The sequence below is a fragment of the Thermococcus sp. Bubb.Bath genome (assembly GCF_012027595.1).
Classification (GTDB): domain Archaea; phylum Methanobacteriota_B; class Thermococci; order Thermococcales; family Thermococcaceae; genus Thermococcus.
This window is the reverse complement of sequence record NZ_SNUR01000001.1, coordinates 212,792-232,063: the sequence shown is the minus strand read 5'-3', so window position 1 is coordinate 232,063 and position 19,272 is coordinate 212,792. Positions and strand designations below refer to the sequence as shown.

General features: G+C 50.1%; 18 protein-coding genes. 8 read left to right on the top strand and 10 right to left on the bottom strand.

Annotation, left to right across the window (positions count from 1 at the left end; translation table 11 throughout):
* Window positions 1–278: 278 nt before the first annotated feature.
* From E3E29_RS01220 to E3E29_RS01190, 7 genes are all read right to left on the bottom strand, one after another.
* On the bottom strand, window positions 279–938 hold the full coding sequence (locus E3E29_RS01220) for a hypothetical protein (protein ID WP_240922722.1): 660 nt from the start codon (window positions 936–938) through the stop codon (window positions 279–281).
* Between the two features lie 294 nt (window positions 939–1,232).
* Entirely contained in the window at window positions 1,233–2,042 is an 810-nt protein-coding gene (locus E3E29_RS01215) for a CGP-CTERM sorting domain-containing protein (RefSeq protein ID WP_167909152.1), read from the bottom strand.
* A 4-nt stretch (window positions 2,043–2,046) separates the two neighbouring features.
* Entirely contained in the window at window positions 2,047–2,838 is a 792-nt protein-coding gene (locus E3E29_RS01210) for a CGP-CTERM sorting domain-containing protein (protein ID WP_167909151.1), read from the bottom strand.
* A 4-nt stretch (window positions 2,839–2,842) separates the two neighbouring features.
* Window positions 2,843–3,625: a hypothetical protein gene (locus E3E29_RS01205; RefSeq protein ID WP_240922721.1), complete on the bottom strand. Its 783-nt coding sequence runs from the start codon at window positions 3,623–3,625 to the stop codon at window positions 2,843–2,845.
* Window positions 3,622–4,575 (bottom strand): hypothetical protein, encoded by a 954-nt coding sequence (locus E3E29_RS01200; protein ID WP_167909150.1) that lies wholly within the window; start codon window positions 4,573–4,575, stop codon window positions 3,622–3,624. The genes E3E29_RS01205 and E3E29_RS01200 overlap by 4 nt, the downstream gene beginning before the upstream one ends.
* A complete protein-coding gene (locus E3E29_RS01195) occupies window positions 4,554–5,534 on the bottom strand; it encodes a hypothetical protein (RefSeq protein WP_167909149.1) in 981 nt (326 codons plus the stop codon). Before E3E29_RS01195 ends, E3E29_RS01200 begins: the two co-directional genes overlap by 22 nt.
* Entirely contained in the window at window positions 5,531–8,038 is a 2,508-nt protein-coding gene (locus tag E3E29_RS01190) for a hypothetical protein (RefSeq protein ID WP_167909148.1), read from the bottom strand. The genes E3E29_RS01195 and E3E29_RS01190 overlap by 4 nt, the downstream gene beginning before the upstream one ends.
* Window positions 8,039–8,333: 295 nt before the next feature.
* On the opposite strand from E3E29_RS01190, the gene E3E29_RS01185 reads away from it, so the two are divergent.
* Window positions 8,334–8,561: a type II toxin-antitoxin system HicB family antitoxin gene (locus E3E29_RS01185; RefSeq protein ID WP_167909147.1), complete on the top strand. Its 228-nt coding sequence runs from the start codon at window positions 8,334–8,336 to the stop codon at window positions 8,559–8,561.
* A complete protein-coding gene (locus tag E3E29_RS01180; protein ID WP_167909146.1) occupies window positions 8,558–8,785 on the top strand; it encodes a type II toxin-antitoxin system HicA family toxin in 228 nt (75 codons plus the stop codon). The genes E3E29_RS01185 and E3E29_RS01180 overlap by 4 nt, the downstream gene beginning before the upstream one ends.
* Here E3E29_RS01180 and E3E29_RS01175 read toward each other — a convergent pair whose 3' ends face one another.
* The 3 genes from E3E29_RS01175 to E3E29_RS01165 form a co-directional block, all read right to left on the bottom strand.
* Window positions 8,786–9,208: a PIN domain-containing protein gene (locus E3E29_RS01175; protein WP_167909145.1), complete on the bottom strand. Its 423-nt coding sequence runs from the start codon at window positions 9,206–9,208 to the stop codon at window positions 8,786–8,788.
* A gap of 35 nt (window positions 9,209–9,243) precedes the next feature.
* Window positions 9,244–10,476: a translation initiation factor IF-2 subunit gamma gene (eif2g, locus tag E3E29_RS01170; RefSeq protein ID WP_167909144.1), complete on the bottom strand. Its 1,233-nt coding sequence runs from the start codon at window positions 10,474–10,476 to the stop codon at window positions 9,244–9,246.
* Between the two features lie 117 nt (window positions 10,477–10,593).
* A complete protein-coding gene (locus E3E29_RS01165) occupies window positions 10,594–11,913 on the bottom strand; it encodes a DUF4139 domain-containing protein (protein ID WP_167909143.1) in 1,320 nt (439 codons plus the stop codon).
* Between the two features lie 193 nt (window positions 11,914–12,106).
* Between E3E29_RS01165 and E3E29_RS01160 the strand changes: the two genes are divergently transcribed.
* The 6 genes from E3E29_RS01160 (at window position 12,107) to cas3 (ending at window position 19,266) form a co-directional block, all read left to right on the top strand.
* The gene (locus tag E3E29_RS01160) at window positions 12,107–12,805 is read left to right on the top strand and encodes an acetate--CoA ligase family protein (protein WP_167909142.1); all 699 of its coding nucleotides are present in this window, start codon (window positions 12,107–12,109) and stop codon (window positions 12,803–12,805) included.
* Between the two features lie 314 nt (window positions 12,806–13,119).
* Entirely contained in the window at window positions 13,120–13,908 is a 789-nt protein-coding gene (cas6, locus tag E3E29_RS01155) for a CRISPR-associated endoribonuclease Cas6 (protein WP_167909141.1), read from the top strand.
* Window positions 13,909–13,948: 40 nt separating this feature from the next.
* Window positions 13,949–15,340 carry a type I-B CRISPR-associated protein Cas8b1/Cst1 gene (gene cas8a1, locus E3E29_RS01150; RefSeq protein ID WP_342764643.1) on the top strand — a complete coding sequence of 464 codons (1,392 nt, stop codon included), beginning with the start codon at window positions 13,949–13,951 and terminating at the stop codon, window positions 15,338–15,340.
* Window positions 15,337–16,413 carry a type I-B CRISPR-associated protein Cas7/Cst2/DevR gene (cas7i, locus tag E3E29_RS01145; RefSeq protein WP_167909140.1) on the top strand — a complete coding sequence of 359 codons (1,077 nt, stop codon included), beginning with the start codon at window positions 15,337–15,339 and terminating at the stop codon, window positions 16,411–16,413. The genes cas8a1 and cas7i overlap by 4 nt, the downstream gene beginning before the upstream one ends.
* Before the next feature lie 4 nt (window positions 16,414–16,417).
* On the top strand, window positions 16,418–17,047 hold the full coding sequence (gene cas5b, locus E3E29_RS01140; protein WP_167909139.1) for a type I-B CRISPR-associated protein Cas5b: 630 nt from the start codon (window positions 16,418–16,420) through the stop codon (window positions 17,045–17,047).
* Window positions 17,044–19,266 carry a CRISPR-associated helicase Cas3' gene (gene cas3 / locus E3E29_RS01135; RefSeq protein WP_167909768.1) on the top strand — a complete coding sequence of 741 codons (2,223 nt, stop codon included), beginning with the start codon at window positions 17,044–17,046 and terminating at the stop codon, window positions 19,264–19,266. Before cas5b ends, cas3 begins: the two co-directional genes overlap by 4 nt.
* The last annotated feature ends 6 nt before the right edge of the window (window positions 19,267–19,272 follow it).

Below are 19,272 nucleotides of genomic sequence, written 5' to 3'. Positions count from 1 at the left end.
AGAACCTGCGTGAAAAGCCCTGCCAGCTTAAAATGAAAGAAGGGCGAGCAGAGTACTGCCGTTCTCAGCCCCTATATCTTCTCAGTCCCAGCAACGCGGGAATTAACGCTAATCCAATCAATGAAGCCGGTCTGCAGAGTTTTCTTCCGGTGGGAGATGCGGTACTCTCATTGGGAGATGCCGTGGTTTGAGTGCTTGAGGAAGAGGAATCCCCAACGTATCACCCCCATGAAATCTTTAACCAGATATAAAAGCCCTTTTGAAGCCCAGTTTGAAGCTCATCTCGTCCTGCACGCTCCCGTTATGTTCTCACCCATAACCTCAAAGTTGCAGTCCAAGGTTTCTATTTTTATCGTGCCATTGGTGAGTTTGTAGTACGCGTAGGGCTGCCCAAGTATCAGTTTAATCTCTGAGAATCCAGGGGATGCCAGTTTGCTTGTTATTGCCTGAATACTCCCGGAATAGTCCCCCAGCGATGTCGGCTTGTAGGGCGCCTGTGGGGTGTACCCCCTTAACACTGCCCCAGGATAAACCACAGTAACAACATCATGTATTTTGTTAAACTGAGCTCTGACAATGATAGTCGGAGACTCGAGGTCTCCAATTTTTCCATCGGGGAGCACTAAAATGCCGTTGTATACTGCTGGACTCTGGGATTCTGTGAGAATCAGTTGTTTGAATTCCGTGAAGTTTGTTGATGTAAGGTTGAGGGATTCAAGACCGGACGTCCACTGCCCTTTGAAGAACACGTAAACATCCGGCTTGTTAACTTGGTTTTCAGGCGGGTTAGAGAGACTCTCGCTAAAACTCGAATAGCTGAAGGGAGTTTTATACGTCCTGGAGATAACGTGCCAGCTTTTTCTTCCCCTTCTTTTGAGATGTATGCGTCCACCTTCATGAGCTCTCCTTTTTGCCCAGAATAAAAGACGAACGTCCATTGGGGTGCTTTCCCATCTCCAAAAGCTGAATCGTTGCAAAGACATGGGGATGGCATCGGGTGAAGATCACAGAGGATCTGCTGGCAGCTCTCGGAACCGTAGATAAGGACAAGCTCGGCATCACTGGCCCAGTTCTTTACTAATTGCTCAACCCTAGATGAATAGAGCTCGGCAGGATACATCGGCTGAGGTTGCAATTCACTCACTTTGGGACTCTTTATTAGGTAATAACTACCGAGGGGTGCTGAAAAGAATAAAAGAAGCAATAGCACGAGAGCACTGCGTCTCATAGCCTCACCTCTTTGTCCTTTTTGTTAGGAGGATTGGAGCCAGGACTAATCCAATCAACACTCCTGGCCCACAGATCTTGCTCCCAGTCTTTGAGGTCGTCTCTGGGGTTGTAGTGGTTTGAGCGCTTAAAGAAGAAGTTGTAGTTGAAGTGGTTGTAGTTTTTGATGTTGCCTCTGAAGTGGTCGTCTTTGGGCCCCACGGGGGAGCTATCGTCTTAAAAACCGGCTTCCCCCACTGACAAGTCACGTTGCTCTCATTCCTCCAGCACTTGAAAGTAATGTACTCATCGCATTCCAAGGAGCCTTCGCAGGCGATAGTATGAAGGGTTATTGTCAAGTTGTGCGCATTAACCTCCACTTCCCATGAACCTATCGAACTATTCCAATAACCCTTTCTCCATTCTCCAATAGAGAAATTCCCAGTAACGTTCGGGAGATAATTCTCAACCCCCCACTGGTACTCTTTGATGACTTTTGAAAGGTTCCAGTCGGAGAGGTTAAATGGTATTCTAGGGGTTCTTGGGTAGTACCAGTCTGGCTTTTCAGTTTTTGTGCCCTTAGGGGAATACGAGATGAACCAGACATGAGTCTTGTTATGTGGGAGTATTATGTAAAGCCCTTGAATTGAAGTATCATTAAATGGGTTTGTTGGGGGAGTTCCATTCCTTGCAATAGCATTCCCCCTAATGGAAATACCAAGGTACGTTTGGTTCTGATCAAGGTGCTCAAGGACGTTAAAGGCCCCAGCCAAGGGAAGGAACATCATTAGGAGAAAAACAAAAATGGTAGAGGCTAAAGACAATACTCTCCTCATAACCTCACCTCTTAACCCTTCTTAAGAGAACTGGAGCCAAGACTAATCCAATCAACAATCCTGGCCCACAAATCTTGGTCCCAGTCTTTGACGTTGTCTCAGAAGTTGTAGTGGGTTGAGTGCTTGAGGAAGAGGTTGTAGTTGATGTAGTTGTAATCCTCGAAGTTGTCTCTGAAGTCGTGGTTGTTCTCCCAATCGGAGGCACGTTGTGATAAACCTTGAAAACCGGCTTACCCCACTTACAAGTCACATTACTCCCATTCCGCTGGCACTCGAAGGTAATATACTCATCGCATTCCCCGGATCCCTCGCAGGCGAGGGTGTGTAATGTAATTTTCACGTGGTTTGAATTGATTATCATGTTCCATCTAGATATTGAGCTGTTCCAGTAGCCTTTCTTCCATTCTCTAAAAGAGAAATTCCCACTAATATTTGGCAGGTAGTTCTCAACGCCCCACTGGTACTCTTCGAGGACTTTGGACCAGTTCCAGTCTGTCATGTTGAAGGGTTTTGGTCGTCCATGCTTGTGGAAGAAGCCCTCCTTCCATTTGCCCCCCTCATAATACTCGTTGAAAGTGTGGGTTTCATTGTACTCGTAACCAATGTTAATCCACGTTATGGACGAGTCGTTGAGTGGATTCCACGGTGGAGCACCACCATTCGGACTGTACCCCTCAATGTTGATGTAATAAATTCCTCCCCTCGATAACCCCTCCCAAACACTCACACTATTGGCAGAGGGAATTAAGAGCAAAAGAAGAAAAACAAAGGCCAAAAGACCTACTATCTTCCTCATGACCTCACCTCTTAACCCGTTTTAAGAGGATTGGAGCCAGGACTAGCCCAAGCAACAATCCTGGCCCACAAATCTTGTTCCCAGTCTTTGATGTCGCTTCAGAAGTTGTAGTGGTTTGAGTGCTTGAAGACGTGGTTATAGTTGATGTGGTTGTAATCCTCGAAGTTGTCTCAGAGGTTGTCGTATTCTTTGGAGCCCAAGGCGGAGTAATATCCCTCATCACTGGCTTACCCCACTGACAGGTTACATTACTCTCATTCCTCTGACACTGAAACGTGATGTACTCCTCGCACTCACCACAGTACGCCCCGTAAAGGACAACCTTCACAGAAGTCGCATTAATCTCAGCATACCACCTCGTTATCGTACTGTTCCAATAACCCTTATACCAATATTCTCCGCTGACGTTAGGGAGATAATTCTTAACGCCCCACTGGTACTCTTTGATGACTTTTGAAAGATTCCAGTCAGAGAGGTTAAATGGTATTCTAGGGGTTCTCGGATAGTACCAGTCTGGCTTTTCAGTTTTTCTCCCGCTTGAAGAATAATAAATCGTCCACACGTGCGTCCTGTTGTAAGGCAGTATAATGTAAGTCTTGTAGATTGAAATGTCGTTAAACGGGTTTGCTGGAGGAGTTCCATTCCTTGCAATCGCATTCCCCCTAACACAGATGCAGAGGTAGGCCTGGTTTTGACTAAGATGCTCAAGGACGTTAAAGGCCCCAACTGGTTGTATAAACATTAAAAAGACAAAAAGCAAGAGGAAAAATCGCTTCATGCTTATCACCCCCACCGGGCGATCATATAATAGCCAACTCCGGTGTACGGGCCGACTTTGGCCGTATAATTGCCTGGAAGTTGAGTGTCCTCCTGCCCGTCAAAGTCGAGATCCAAGTACAAGCCCGCATCTATACCATCAACATAATCATGCCCCAGGGTGTGCCCTTTCGCGAGGAGCGCAAACACGACATCCCACGCTGATTTGCGATTCTGCTTAAGCCCATCTATTGTATAGTTGGTCTGCCAGTGAGTGGGCATAACCTTGTCAATACTGTCCAAATTGTCAGGGCCACCATGGTTAATTATCAGTTCCAGCAGTCCGTATCCTGCTTTGTTTTCGAGTTCTCTGGAGACGTTTTCAAGCTGTTCCCTGAAGTCAGCGTAGTCCTTCGGCGTGCTTATCTCGGTCCACTGGTGACCGGCCTCCATCACGGTCTTCATCTTCTCGAACCATATGCCGTATTTGTTCTCTAATATGTCCTTCAGGCCACCACAAGTGAATCCCACCATTGTGCCATTCTGATTCGGATCCCAGGAGAACGGGGCCCCATACTCGTCCCCTATGCCGAATACGAAGTGTCCAAGCTCATGTGCCATGCCCCCGTACCAACCTTTGTTTAATGGGTCATTGTACCAGTTCCATGGGAAACGAATGTAACTCTCCTCTCTCCCATCGAGGTTTTTCACCCACTTCCAGTACCAGAAGCCGTTAGAGGTGTATGGAGGCGTTTTGTTCAGGGTCATCCTCACCATCGACTCCCTCCATTCCTCGCTTCCTTCCTGGACGTTGTTCTTTATGCTGATCTCAGATATCATCGCGTAGCCGTCCGTGTAGTCGTAGATAACTTGACTAGCCCTCTGGAAGCCCTTTACAAGCTTCTTGAGATAATCCTCATCCGCGTTCCAGCCAACTTCAATTGACAGCTTACTATCCTTCACGGCCAGTATCCACCCCATTCTTTCAGTTTTTCGTTGTAGAGGGATTTCAGATCATCCCTACCCACAAAGAAGTAGTAACATTTAGAAAGATAAACACAGTCAGGCCAAGAACGGCGGCACGAGCAGTTACCGGCTCTGCACTCGCAAGAAACGGTCTTTGGACAGGGAAACACCTCGTACCCTCTTGCTTTTGCTTTTTTCACTGTTAGCCATACTTCTTGGTACGGATAATTGTCAATATTAAGTTTTTCGAGCACGCTGGAATACTCGGTGACGTTGAACCCAGAATAGCCAACTACAGGGATAGTGAGTGGGATTCTAACTGAAGGGGAATAGTGGATAGTCATTAAGTCTGCGGAGCTGTTTTTGGATTCTATAGTTATCCATACCCCATCAACGTTGGATTTGGCTGGTGGAATCAGTACATAATCTAGATACTGGATAACCGTCTTGAATTCACTTGAATTCTTCCTAAGCCCAACCCGGAATTCATGATAACCAATCCCAATGGCATATTTGTACAAATGACCCTCAAGTATCTTCCCTCCTTCCACGCCGGTGGAGCTTAAATTCCCAAAACGAAGAACCGAGCACTCCACAGATGGTGAACAGATGGATAAATCAAGTTGATTCAGTGAATCCTCTGGGATTATGAATTTGGAGTAGTTTATTGGTGTTTGGTACGTCTTAACCAGCCGGTCTTGCAGTTCATCACATTTGGATATCGTGTAAATTTTGACTTCTTCCGGCCTGTAGAAGACAAACTGCCATTTTATCGTGTCCCTAACTTTCACTCCATATGCCCCAATCAACTCATAGTCTTTGCTAAATTGGCTGGCGTATTCTTTGTATACTTCGTACCCGTTCAGGTAGTCCGTCTCAGGTTTTCCGCCGTTGTCGAGTGGGAGATACTCTTTTAAGGCCATTACGGCTCCAAGAATTAAAAGAATTAGGAGGGCAAGAACTGGCGCCCTCATTGTGTGTCCACCTCCATGAAATAGCCGACTCCGGTGTATGGGCCGACTTTGGGCACATATTGAGTGATATCTGTGCCCAAGTCAACTTTAATAGTGGCATTAATGCTAACTGTGTATGTCGAGTCTTCCAAGCTCACAATTGAAATGATGTGAGGTTGGGATATTGTCTCTACCAAGACTTCCCAGGCAGATTTCTGGTATGTATGCCAGTGATCGGTTGTGAAATATGTCCAATTTTTCTTGTATAATTCCTCAAAATACATATCTAAATCCTTAAGCTGATCATTGAACCATTTGTAGTCTTGTGGTGTGCTAAGTTCACTCCATTTTATTCCTTTGGCTTTTGTAGCATCATCCTCATAACTCATTATTGTTGGCAAGGCCCTAAACTCAATACCATATTGTTCAAGGTCACTGGATATAGTGCCATAATGAAGTCCTTCCCAAGTGCAATATTCATCGAGTATCCAATACAGATAATGAGCCATCTCATGTGCAATGCCATAATAGTAGTCTCTGTCTAATGGGGACTTCCCACCAAATTTTTCAAAGAGGTTTATATGGCTTAAAGCTCTATCTTTAGTTGGAGCATCTGATGACCACTTAATCCACCAGCCCAATGTTGTTGAATTGAAATATGATGAATCTCCTAGATGTATAATAACGTCTGATTCATTCCACACGGGACTATATCTTTTCACGTTGTTATGGATTGTTATTTTTGTTATCATGGTGTGTCCATCCGTGTAATCGTAAACCACCTGGCTCGCCCTCTGGAAGCCCTTTACAAGCTTCTTGAGATAATCCTCATCCGCGTTCCAGCCAACGGCCACGGTAAGTTTAATGCCAAGAACATCCCTCTTCACTGGATCCTTCCCAATGAACTGCTCAACGACGTTAGGAACTCCGTCGCCGTCGAAGTCGCCGTAGGCATCGTGCTCAATGAAGCCCCAATACTCGTCAGGAACGTCTATCCCAAAACCGTCCGATGGGTCAAACCTCTCGATTGCTCCACTTTCCTCAAGCTCTTCGTTGAGCTCAAGCTCCCGGTAGAAGGGTACTCCATCCTCGTCGTTGGTTTTTATGAGGAACCATATCTCCGCATCGTCCTCGTCGATGTCAGAGACCTGGGCAATCTGAACGTCCCTGGGCTCTCTTATGGTCGTATCTATTTTTGAATTCTTGAGCTTTATCAATGTGGAGTTTGGAACGGATGTGAGTGAGGCGTATTCCTCCTTAACGAAATCCCATGGGGTCATCTCAGGGACACTATCAATTTTCTTGAATCTCAGGGGCTTTTGGAAGGGAGAGAACCTCAAAACCTTCGCACCCCTTGTGTTCACGAGCACGACCTTCTTTTCCTTCCCGCCCGAAAGGCTAAGCGTGAACTCAACGATTTCAGCGGGGTTGATGACCTTCAAAAGTCTGTTTTTACTAGGAGAATACGAGACTTCATCAACGCCGTCCCAGCCTCTAACGTTCGTAATGTTGACCTTGTGAAGGTCATATCCAAGGGCCTCAAGGTCATCGTAGTATTTCGAGAAGGGCTCCGCGTCGTATTCACCCCCGTGGGTGTAATCTTCGGTTGAATCGTCGGCCCCGCTGAGGTGGCCGTAGCCGAAATAGTACTGGTGGTCGTTTATGCAGTCGTCTCCCCACCACGTGCCGTTCCTGAGGCTGAAAAACAGCTTTGCAACTTTTCCCTCCTCGTTGTTCCCGGAGCGCGGAGAGATGTCCATGATCTCATCTGGATTGTCTATTATAAATCCTGAATCTCTGTCCACCAGTTTAAGATCTATCTCAACGGTGTCAACGTTGTCTGGAGGGTTGAAGCTCAGGACTGCCACTGCCTCCCTCTGGAGGTTCTCAAAAACATTGTCTCCAAGCATTACGGTGTTCTCAACATCTTGTGTGTTGTCCGGGGGATTTTCCTTTATCGTTGTAGAAGAAGAGCCCACCTTAAACGTGGCCTCAATCCTGAAGTCGGCATCCCACTTGTCGCCTTCAGGTGGATCAAGCGCCCTCGCCCTAAACAGGTACAGTTCGATTGTAGCGTCCCTAAATGGGTCAACATCCCGGGAATCTATGACGCCGTCCCCATCCGTGTCCGGATTGTTGGGGTCAGTTCCGTATTCAACTTCAAAGCTGTTCAGCCAGCCGTCGCAGTCGTTGTCATTAACTTCAAAGGTCTCGATCCGGCTTTTTGTCGAGAACCGGTTATCGTACACGGCAGTCATCTTATGGCTGCCGGATGGGGGAGCAGTCACCTGGAAGGGCACGTTGAGGAGTTCACCGGGCTGGATGTCAGTGGTGGTAGAGCCCACGAGATTGCCGTCAATGTAGAGCTCAACGGTCCCGATGCCCGTGAACTGGTCGGCATTGTAGAGCTGCACGCTGAAAGTTGTCTCTTTGTTTCCACATATCCTGTCGGGGTAAATAATGTCCCAGATCTGGACGTTGGGGTCTATTATGACGTCCGGCTGGACTCTAATGGCGCTTGTCAAAGTACCCCCCCCACAGAAGGGCAACCAACAGAAGTACCAGGCCAACTATTTTTCTCATAGTGGCATACCTCCGGAGTTTCAGGTTAAGAATAGAAACTATCTCCTTAAAAATCATCCTGTTAACTGGCAGTGATAAAACTAGATAAACCTAACAAACGAAGCAGCGTTAAAATTAAGCACTGTTCTCAGTTCCCCGCAGAGCGCCAACTCCCTTCCTGAGGAGAAGCGGGGGGATGTTGTGCCGACCTTAAATTTATAACCACAACTGAGAAATGAAATCGCAGGGTGAAGAGCGTTGAAGTTTCGGGTTATCATAGAGCCCCAGCCGGAAGGCGGTTACGTTGCCTACGTACCAGCACTCCCAGGGTGTGTAAGTCAGGGCGAGACCAAAGAGGAAGTTCTGAGGAATATTAAAGAGGCAATCGAGCTGTATCTCGAAGTCGTCGAAGAGCAGAAGCTGAAGGACACAATGCGTGAGATCAAACGCCGAGATAACGTGCAGATTGCGGAGGTCTCCGTGTGAAGCTTCCAAGGGACGTTTCGGGGATTGAGCTGATAAAAGCCCTTCAGAAGTTCGGTTATATCCCCGTGAGACAGTGGGGCTCTCATGTAGTACTCATTCACAATTCTGGAAAGATAGTTGTGGTTCCCCTCCCTAAAAAGCTAAAAACCGGTCTCCTAAAAGCGATAATGAAAGAGGTTGGCATCACAACTGAGGAGCTCATACACCTTCTGGAAGATCCATAATCACTCAAGCATCCCCTCAAGCTCCAGTATTTTCTTCGAACGGAGGTAGACGACGGGAACTCCTCTCTCGCGGAGCCTTTTTTTGAGGCCCTTGTCGTTCGTGCAGACGATAACGCGCTCGTTCTTCACCGCAAAATCCAGGAGCTGGTCATCTATCGGCCTCTCGCCAAAGCGGCCGACTTCTACAACGTCAAACCTCTCCGCGAGCTTCTTCGCCATCCTGACGGCCATCAAATCCCTGCCGCGGGATTTTCGCTCTATCACATCGAGCTCCTGAAGGATGACGTCCGGAACGGCGACCCTGAACCGAGCCTGGATAACGCGCTCCAGCTCGCGTATTATGTCCACCCCGAACTGGCCCGGAACGAGGAGAAAGTTCGTGTCGGGGATAACGAGCCACTCGCGCCTCTCAGTTTCGGACATGGAGACCACCGAAATCGGGAGAAGAGGGAAAAATCTCACTCCCTGATGAAACCGTAGCCTATGAGCCTCCACCTGCTCCCAACCTGCCTGCTGATGGCCACCCTGGCTCCCGGCTCGGCGCAGACGGGTATCTGGAGCTTGAGTTCGACCTCGTCCTTTCCGAGGCCGGTAACGAGACCCATCGTCCTTGCAGTTCCAACGTTGAGCAGGAGGACTTCCTTCCTCTTTATCGGCTCGACCCTGAGCTCCTCCTCGGTTCCAACGACGCGCTCAAGTAGGTGAACTTCGAGTCTCAGGTCATCCCAGACCGGCGGGAGCTTTCCGGGCCTTCCAACGACGTTTCCGGCCATGAGGTCGCCCTTGGTCAGGAAGGGGTCGAGTTTGGTTCCAACTCCAACGAGACCGCCCGGATACGCCTCCTCAACGAACCTTCCACCCGCCTGAAGTGAGGTTATCTCCGTGGTTATGGGCTCGTACTTTATACGCCCGTGGTCTTCGTAGGGAACGCCGGGCCTTATCTCGATCTCGTCTCCGACCTTCAGCTTGCCCTGGATTATTGAACCGCCGATGACGCCGCCCACGAGCTTCTCCGGCGGGGTTCCGGGCTTGTTGACGTCAAAGCTTCTCAGGATGAGCATCCTAGGAGTCTTCCTGAGGTCGTGTTTCGGCGTTGGAATGAACTCCTCAATCGCCTCAAGGAGAACGTCAACGTTGGCACCGTGTAAAGCGGAAATCGGGATTATCGGGGCGTTTTCAGCAACGGTCCCCTTAACGAACTCCTTGATCTCGTGGTAGCGCTCCATGACCTTCTCCCTGTCAACCAGTTCGATCTTGTTTAGGGCAATGACTATGTTCTTGTTGCCGACTATCTGAAGGGCCATCAAATGCTCCCTCGTCTGGGGCATCACGCCCTCGTTGGCCGCTATAACCAGAACAGCACCGTCCATGAGGGAAGCACCGGCCAGCATCGTCGTCATCAGGGCCTCGTGGCCAGGAGCGTCTATAAAGGAAACGCGCCTCTCGAACTCGGTCTTGTGGCCGCAGTAGGGACAGATCGGGGAAGTTGAGTATCTCCGGCAGTTCGGGCACTTCCTGATCTCTGCATCGGCAAAGCCTATCTTGATTGTGATGCCCCTTCTCAGCTCCTCGCTGTGGGTATCGGTCCAGATTCCAGTTAGGGCCTTCGTGAGTGTGGTCTTGCCGTGATCAACGTGACCAACCATACCGATGTTGACTTCAGCCTGTCTAATCTCCTTCTTCTTCGCCATTTCCTCTCACCCTTAACCATAGAAAGCGGGGTCGTTTATTAAGGTTACCTCTCAACTCCCTCAAGAGAGAGGAGAGGAAGAGCATGCAAGAAAACAAGAACGGAGAAAAGAGAAACGTCACCAGTTCACTTCGTAGTCAAAGGTGACCTCATTGGAACCGCCGGCCGGGATGTTGAGGGTGAACTCGACGTACTCGTAGGTGTCCCTGCTCGGGGCCACGCTTGAGCTCTTGAGCTTGCCGCGATACTTGTAGTGGCGTACTATGACGGTCTTGCCCTCATCGCCGAAGTTCTGCACGGTTATCCTGATCTTGTAGTAGGCGTAGTGGTCGCCGCTCTGGCGCTGAAGAACCTCAGTCTTCCCCTTTAGGTCGTAGTCCTTACCTATGCCGATCCTGACGATGTCGCCCTTCGGAGTGTGCTCGATGTGGGACTCGCCGATCAGGAGGGTCCCCTCACCATTCTCGCGGTAGATCTCGACAACACCGGCCGGAAGGACGTGCTCCGCCTCGAATGAAACGGACTCGTAAGCGTTTCCACTGCTCCCGTAGGCCCAGCTCTCGTAGAGGTACTCCCTCTTCACCCTCACCTCGCTCGCGATGTACGGGAAGAGCATCGTGCTCGCAGGCCTTATATCGACCGAGCCGAGAGAGTAGACGTAGAAGGCCTCAACCTTCTCCGGCCCTTGAACGGGCACCTCAACGGCCCCTTCCTTTGTCGCGGCAACGTTGTAGAGGTACCTCGGAGAGCCTGAGTAGAAGTTAACGTCCCCGGAGACGAGGGCGACCTTTGCGCCGTCGAACTCCTGAGACGTCGGGTTGCTGAGGAGGACGTAGCCGATGAGCTTTGCCGTGTCATTGCTCAGGTAGAGCTTGTACCTCATCTTCCAGTTCATCCCCTGGACGCGGTAGGTTATCTCAACCGGGTAGATTCCCGCCTTTTCGGCCAGGAAGCTCGCGTAGACACCACCCCTCTTCTCGATCCTTGAGGCCTTGAAGTAGGCTATCTTGGCGGGGTTGATCGCGTACAGGTTGCCGCCGTTCTGAATGATGAGCTGGCCGTTCTTCATGCCGAGGAACTTGCCCTTTATCACGTTCCCGTCGCTGGTCTTGACCTCAACGTCGCTCCCAACGTTGGAGTCGTAGATGTTCTCGCTCGATTCCTCACTGTACAAGCCCAGAAACTGGACGCCCTCGTTTAAGGGCCGGATCGTTATCTCCTCCACGTTCGTCCCCGCGAGCTCATCGAGGGGGACGCGGTTGATTCCCTTCTCAAGGCTCAGGTTCAGAACCCTGCTCACAACCCCGATCTGGGCCGAATCGTAGAGGGCTACCGTCGTGTTCTTTGGAGAAGCCCTGGTCTCGTTGAAGCCGTTTATTGCCACCATAAGGATTATTATTAACCCCAAGGAAAGGGCCACCTTAAAAGCCGTTCTCATATGCATCACCTAAGTAAACTACGGCGGCATACTATTTATGCCCCCGCTACGGCTTCAAAGGAGGTTGAAGCGTTCTCGCATTAACATACAAACGTCGGAACAGGATGGATTAGGGCACCCTAATCTTTGCAAATGGAAACCCTTTTAACGGGCCCCGAGCATTCACAACTGTCAGGCTTACGAGGTGATTGGTATGGACAGGATCGCAAAGGCAAGGGAGATAATAGAGAAGGCCAAGGCCGAAAACAGGCCGCTCGTTGAGCCGGAGGCCAAGGAGATACTCAAGCTCTACGGCGTCCCGGTTCCAGACTTCAAGGTTGCCACCAACGAGGAGGAAGCGGTGAAGTTCGCTAGGGAGATCGGCTACCCGGTCGTTATGAAGATCGTTTCCCCGCAGATCATCCACAAGAGCGACGCCGGCGGTGTCAAGGTCAACATCAAGAACGATGAGGAGGCCAAGCAGGCCTTCAGGACCATCATGGAGAACGCCAAGAACTACAAGCAGGACGCGGACCTCTGGGGCGTCATCGTCTACAAGATGCTCCCGCTCGGCAAGGAGGTCATCGTTGGCATGATCCGCGATCCGCAGTTCGGCCCGGCCATCATGTTCGGTCTCGGCGGCATCTTCGTCGAGATACTCAAGGACGTCAGCTTCCGCGTTGCCCCAATAAGCAAGGAAGAGGCCCTCGACATGATCAAGGAGATCAAAGCCTACCCGATCCTCGCCGGCGCCCGTGGCGAGAAGCCGGTGGACATCGAGGCCCTTGCAGACATCGTTACCAAGGTCGGAGAGCTCGCCCTTGAGCTTCCGGAGATCAAGGAGCTCGACATCAACCCGGTCTTCGCCTACGAGGACGGCGCTGTTGCCGTCGATGCTAGGATGCTTCTCTGAAGCTTCTTCTTTTACCGCTTTTCTAATCTCTTGTGATCCACATGACCTCACAATATTTCCAACGTATAACCGCCATTATTATAACCACCGTTATAACAATCTCAGGAGCCTGAGGGGATTCATGTCGTCGACTGGAGGGATTTTCTAAAGCTCCCCGAGCGTGAATAACCCCCCATCAACATTATTTGGAGTGCGGGGGACCCTGGTATTGCTGCTTATGTTTTAGTTTGCGCTCCAAACTATAGAAAAGCTTAAATAAGGGCTTACGAGTATTAGCTCTGATTGTTACCTCCTGCACTCAGGGAGGTGTTAAATTGAGATTCCTCGTAAGATTTCACCCGGAGAATGAGCCGTTCAGGATACCCTTCAGCCACCAGCACTACATCCAGGGTCTCTTCTACAGACGGGTTCAGCGCGTCAATTCCGATCTGAGCCTCCGCCTGCACTCTCCCAAGGTTCCGAAGCTCTTCACCTACTCACTCTTCATGGCAGAGAAGCGGGAGCTGGCTGAGGACAAGAACTCCCTGCTCGGCTACGGAAAGGGCTTCTTCTACTTCTCGACGGCGGTTCCGGAGATAGCGGAGGCATTCATAGGCGGCCTCCTCCAAAGCCCTGAAGTCGAGCTGTGGAAGGAGAAGTTCACGGTCGAGGAGGTCAAGGCTTTAGCTGAGCCTGAGAGGCTGAGCGGGAAGAAGTTCGTGACGCTGTCGCCCGTTGCAGTTACCACAAAGAGAGTTCAGTTTGGGAGGCCAAGGAGCTACGACCTCTCACCAGCGGAATCGGAGTTCTACGGCCTGATGCGGGAGAACCTGCAGGAGAAGTACCTGCACCTCTACGGGGCGAAGCCGCCGGAAGAGTTTGACATGAGAGTCCTGAGCGCCAAGCCCAAGCGCTTCGAGGTCAAGCCGGGCATCTTCCAGATAGCATGGCATCTCGTGTTCAGGGCTTACGGGGATGAGGGGCTCCTCAGGGCCGGCTACCTTACTGGCTTCGGCGAGAAGAACTCGATAGGGTTCGGGATGGTGAAGGTTGATGGAGGAAAGGAGAGGGTGAAGAAGAGATGGAAAGGAGGTGTGAGCTATCAGGAAGGAGAAGAGGCTTGACGAGTTCCTGACAAAATCGAAAAGTCAAAGTAGCCAGAAGGTGGAGACAGCCACAGATGCTCCATCTCTTTTCACTTGGACTGGACACCCATTCACCGATGCAGGCCTTGCTGCACTGTTACTGTTGAGCGGAAAGGAGAAGCCAGAGGAACTGACTGAAGAGGACATTGAAAATGCTGCAAATTTTGCTTCCAGACTGTATGCTCGAAAAGAATGGAGTTCAGGATACATACACGCGATGATGCTTCCCAACAGTGGAATCCTCATGGCAAACCCAAGCATGGCCAAGAAAAGAACACCAGAGGCAATTAAAAAGAATCTCCTCGGCCTGCTAAATGAGAAAGAAGATCCAAGCGCCCCAATATGTGAAATCTGTGGAAGAAGGCATGCTAGGATTAAGCCCGTCTATCGCTCCGACTTTCCGCTTGTGGGCACCGGAGGAGTTCCGAACTACTTCCCCTCTGGAAAAGAGGGGGCAAACATCTGCTCCCGCTGCCTGTTCCTCGCCCAGATGATGCCTTTAGTGGCCTACCGCCTCTCAAGGGTTCTTATAATCCACGCACACCCCTATGAACTGATGCTTGAGTTTCACAGGGAGGCCATCGATGACATCAAAAAGAGCGAGCTTGCCTCCACAGCAAGGGACTTCAAGCGGCCTGAGAACTTCCTGTTTGAAAAGCTCGTCGAGATAGGAACGAACCTTGAACTGGGCAAACTCGAGAATGCCTCAATAACGCTCTATTATTTTGTTGTAAACAACAAAGCTCCCACCATAGAACTGATATACATCCCCAATCCGGTTCTTCGCTTCGTCGCGTTTGCGGCCAGAGTGGACAGGGCAGGATGGAAGAAAATAGTCTCAATGGGATGGAGAAAAAAGCCGAGTGAGGAAGAGCTCGAAGACTTCAAGAAACGCTATCCCAACAACGTCTACTCAAAGCTACTCTCCGGAGAAAGCATACTCCCGTACTTTATCGACACTAAGAATCGTCGCGCGAATTCAAACTGGAGGCTTCTCTCGTTTTACTGCTCGGAGGTGTTGAGTTTGGATAAAGAAGCCTTGGAGTTTATTAAAGGAGTTGCCGACAGAATTGTGGAAACCGTTGAAAAGCTGCCCGACAACAAGCTCTCCGCTCGGGTCAGAGAGCTGGAGCGGGCGGAGAAGCTCTACCAGTTCGAGGCGTTCTTTGTGAACCTTGAAAAGCTCCGTCAAAGGCTGGGGGTTGAGAAACCACTCCTAACCTTTGACGAGTTCGCTCGGATACTCACCAGCTACGGCGAAGACCTGAACGTCTCATGGAAGACCGTCAAAAATCTCCTTCTTTTCCGCATCTACGAAAAGCTCCATGACAGGCTCGTGAAGGTCTCCGCTGAGGAGGTTGAAGGGACTGAAGAAAACGAAGAGGAATTTGAGGAGGGTGGTGAAGAATGAGGTTCGCAACAGGAATGGTTTTGATAGATGCGCCACACTCGGCGCTGAACATGCTTGGTATAGATGAAAGCCTCGCGGACAGGAACGTTACGAGAGTCAAAACCTTTAAACGCGGCGGAAAGCGCTATCCCTACGTCTCCCCGCAGGCCTGGCGCTACTGGTGGCGTTCCACGCTGAAGGAGCACTTCAATTGGGAGCTTTCACCGCTCTACAGAGAGCAGAAGCAGGTGTTCACGGCCGCAAACCCTCTCAAGTACCCTGACGATGACATCTTTGGTTACATGAGGGCCTTTAAGAAAGGCGGCGTTAACGTAACGGTTACAAGGGTTTCCCCGCTGAAGAACACCCCACTCATTTCGGTTCTCCCCGACAGGAACGCTCTAACGGTTGACGAGGGTTATGCCTCAAGACACGAGGGCGATCCGGTTCCGTACAGCCAAGAGTTCTACTCCACCGTCTTCAAGGGTGCGTTCTCACTCGACCTCGATGCGGTTGGACGCTTCACGATCATAAGCAAGGCAGGCTTCAAGAACCTCCTCACGAGGGACGATCTGCCTAAGAAGAGAAACAAGAACAACGAAGAAGTGTTCAACGAAGTCGAGGAAATGGAGAGAATTGCGAGTGAAATCGGCGCCCAGGTTGGCGAAAAGGAGTGGCTCATACCGGCAGAGATAAGAAAGAAACGCGCAAGTGAAGCCATGAAGGCCCTTCGCCTCCTTTCTGGTGGAGCTAAGCAGACGCAGTACCACACGGACATAACGCCCAAGTTTGTGCTCCTCCTCAACGTTGATGCTGGGATAAACCCGTTCATAAGCGACGTGGTCTTTGAGGACAGGGGGGAGATCAACTTCTACACTGAAGCCCTATCGAAGAGGCTGGCAGACCTTAAAGACGTTATTCCCGGCGGGGCAAAGCTCTACCTTGGCTACGATGAAGGCTTCGTTAAGTCTCTCGGCTGGGACATGGACGATGCCGTCCAGAAGTTCGAGGAGGCAGGTATTGAAGTGTTCGTTGGAACGGTGAAGGAAGCACTAGATGAGTTCGCGAAGGAAATCGAAGCCTACTACGGGTGAGCCCATGATACGGGTGAAACTGAGAGCATGGACAGCATCTTTCCGCTTTCCAACATTTCAGTCAGGGTACCAGCCGACTCTGCCTGTCCCGCCCCCATCAACGATTCAAGGCATACTCTCGGCCGCAAAGGGAGAGCCGGTTTACCTAACGGAGCTTCCATACGTCGGCTACGTCTTCAAAAGCAGGGGCAAGGGAGTAGACCTTGAAAAAATCTACGCCCTTGGAAAGGTCGAGACGGACATCATGAAGCGCGAGTTTCACTACAGTGCAGAACTTTACATCTATCTCCCAGATGAGTGGAAAGAACCCTTCAAAAGACCTCGCTATCAGCTCCTCCTTGGAAGATCGAGCGACTTGGTCGTCGTTGAAGAGATTAAGAGAGTTGAGCTTGAAGAAAAAGAAGCGCCCCTTGGCGGAACCGTAGTGCCTATCGAGCTCGGACTCCCAGGAATGGTCCACGCACTCGTCGTTGAATACGACTACTCTACCGTTCCGAGAAGGGCAAAGCTCGTAAAACCATTTATCGTGCTCCCGTTTCCAAGAATGAGGGCCGAGAGAATGAGGCAGAGAACCAAAGCGCTCCACGACCCAGAGCTCGGCATAGGCGTCTATCTGCATAGGTGGAGCGGATGAAGCTCTGCTATGCCAAATTCAACCCTCACCAGTTCCTCGAGTGCCATACGCTCGATGCAATCAACGTGCTGAAGAGCATAAAGAACGCCTTTCCCTGGCTTGAAGAGCTTTCCCCTGGCATTTTCGAGCTTTCATTTTATGCCGTCCTCCTCCACGATATTGGAAAGTGTGCCCGCGGCTTTCAAAAAAAGAAGAACAAGTGGGGTTACCGCCACGAGATTCTCTCAGTTCCATTTGTGCAGTTCTTGGACTTCCCGGAGAAGGAACGCAATCTTATAGCGCTCGCCATACTCACCCACCACAAGACTTTGGATGAACTTGAAGAGATTCTCCCGGTTAGTACTGCCGAGGTAGGTCCCCTTGAGTTCGACGAGAAGCTTGAGGAACTCCTTGAGCGGGCCGAGTACATAGAAAAGATGTTCCTGCCAAGAATTCCCAACATCGAAGCGTACTACTTTGGCACAACGAGGCCACCAAGAAAGTTCAACTTCCCTAAAGACTGGAGAGAAAAACTCAGAGAATTCGACTTCCAGAAATTGAGGGAGTGGTACAAAGACAATCTTGACGCCGAGAGGAAAACACTGGCCTTTATGCGAGGTCTGTTAAACGCCTCGGATCACCTTGCCTCTGCCGGTGAACTTGAAATACTTCTCCTCCCAGACATCGCTGAGAGGCTTGAATTGAAAATTCCAAGGGGGAAACTTAGACCACTTCAGGTTGAGGCTTTTAATTCAGAAGGGAATCTGCTCCTAAGAGCACCCACGGGATACGGGAAGACCGAAGCAGCGCTCTTATGGGCAAACAGAAATGCTTTCAGAAACAAGGAAGGTATAACAAGCAGAATTTTTTATGTCCTGCCCTACAAAGCCAGCATAAACGCGATGCACCAGCGAATGATGGATATATTTTCCGATCCATCATTGGTAGGGGTTCTACACAGCTCTGCGAGCTTTTATCTCTACACATCTGCCCTTGAGTACAGGCGACTGAGCTCGCTGTACCATAAAATTTACACTCCGCTAAAGGTCACCACCCCGTTCCAGCTTATGAAGGCCTTCTTTGGGGTCGGCTTCCACGAAATGCTGAAAACCGAGCTTTCGGGATCGCTTCTCATATTCGACGAAATCCACGCCTACGAGCCCAACGTTCTCGGTATAATCCTTGCAATGCTTAACGAACTCGAAGGTCTGAAAGCCAAGATCATGGTTATGACCGCAACCCTGCCGGACTTCCTTGAAGAGTTAATCAAGAACACGGCCGATTTCAAGGAGCTCAAAACCCCTGCAGAAGAGGCAGACAGATTTACCCGCCACAGAGTTCACGTTGTTGACGGGGGCATGGCCTCTGTGGAAGAGTTGATAGACGAGCTTGGACTTCACAGAAAGGTCAAGAAGACTTCGAGGCCTGCGTTAATAGCTTGTAACAGTGTGGATCGGGCGGTTAGTGTCTACAAAGAGCTAAGCGGAGACTACAGAGTTCTGCTTCTCCACAGCCGGTTTACCCAGGGTGACAGGGAAGCAAAGGAGAAGACACTCCTTGAAAAGATATCCGATTATGACTTTGTTGTTGCAACACAGGTCGTAGAGGTTTCCCTCGACGTCAGCTTCTCGACGATACTAACAGAGCCGGCACCTTTAGACGCGTTAATACAGCGCTTTGGGCGCGTTAACAGGCAGGGCTGGAGGGAGGGACGGATTGAAGACGTCTACGTCCTGACTAAAGGCTCGGACGCCGATAGAAAAATCTACAAACCCTACAAGGTCGTTGAAGAGAGCGTGAAGATACTCCAAGAGTTCGATGGGAGAGAACTGAGAGAATCCATAATCCCTAAGCTGGTAAGTAAAGCTTATGCGCATGTTTCTGACGAGCTTGTAGAAGAGGTTCGCTACTATCAAAAGATGGCTCAAGAGGTTTTCAACAACGTAAAGCCCATGATGAAAGGTGAAGATGAGCAAAAGTTCTACAAGATGTTCAACGGCCTCGAAGTAGTTCCCGGAACTTATCAGGGAACCGTCAGCAAACTGCTTGACAAGAAAATGGGCATGGAAGTGTATAAGTATCTCATCCCAATCCCTATGTGGCTCTATCACGCTGAGCGGGAGAATTTCCATCCCCTCTCCGACAGGGGGAGGGGGAAGTATATTCTCGTTGCCGAGCTCGAATATGACCCTGAGAAAGGCCTTCAGAGAGTCCCGTTAAATGGGGGAGAGATATTTTAATAAATT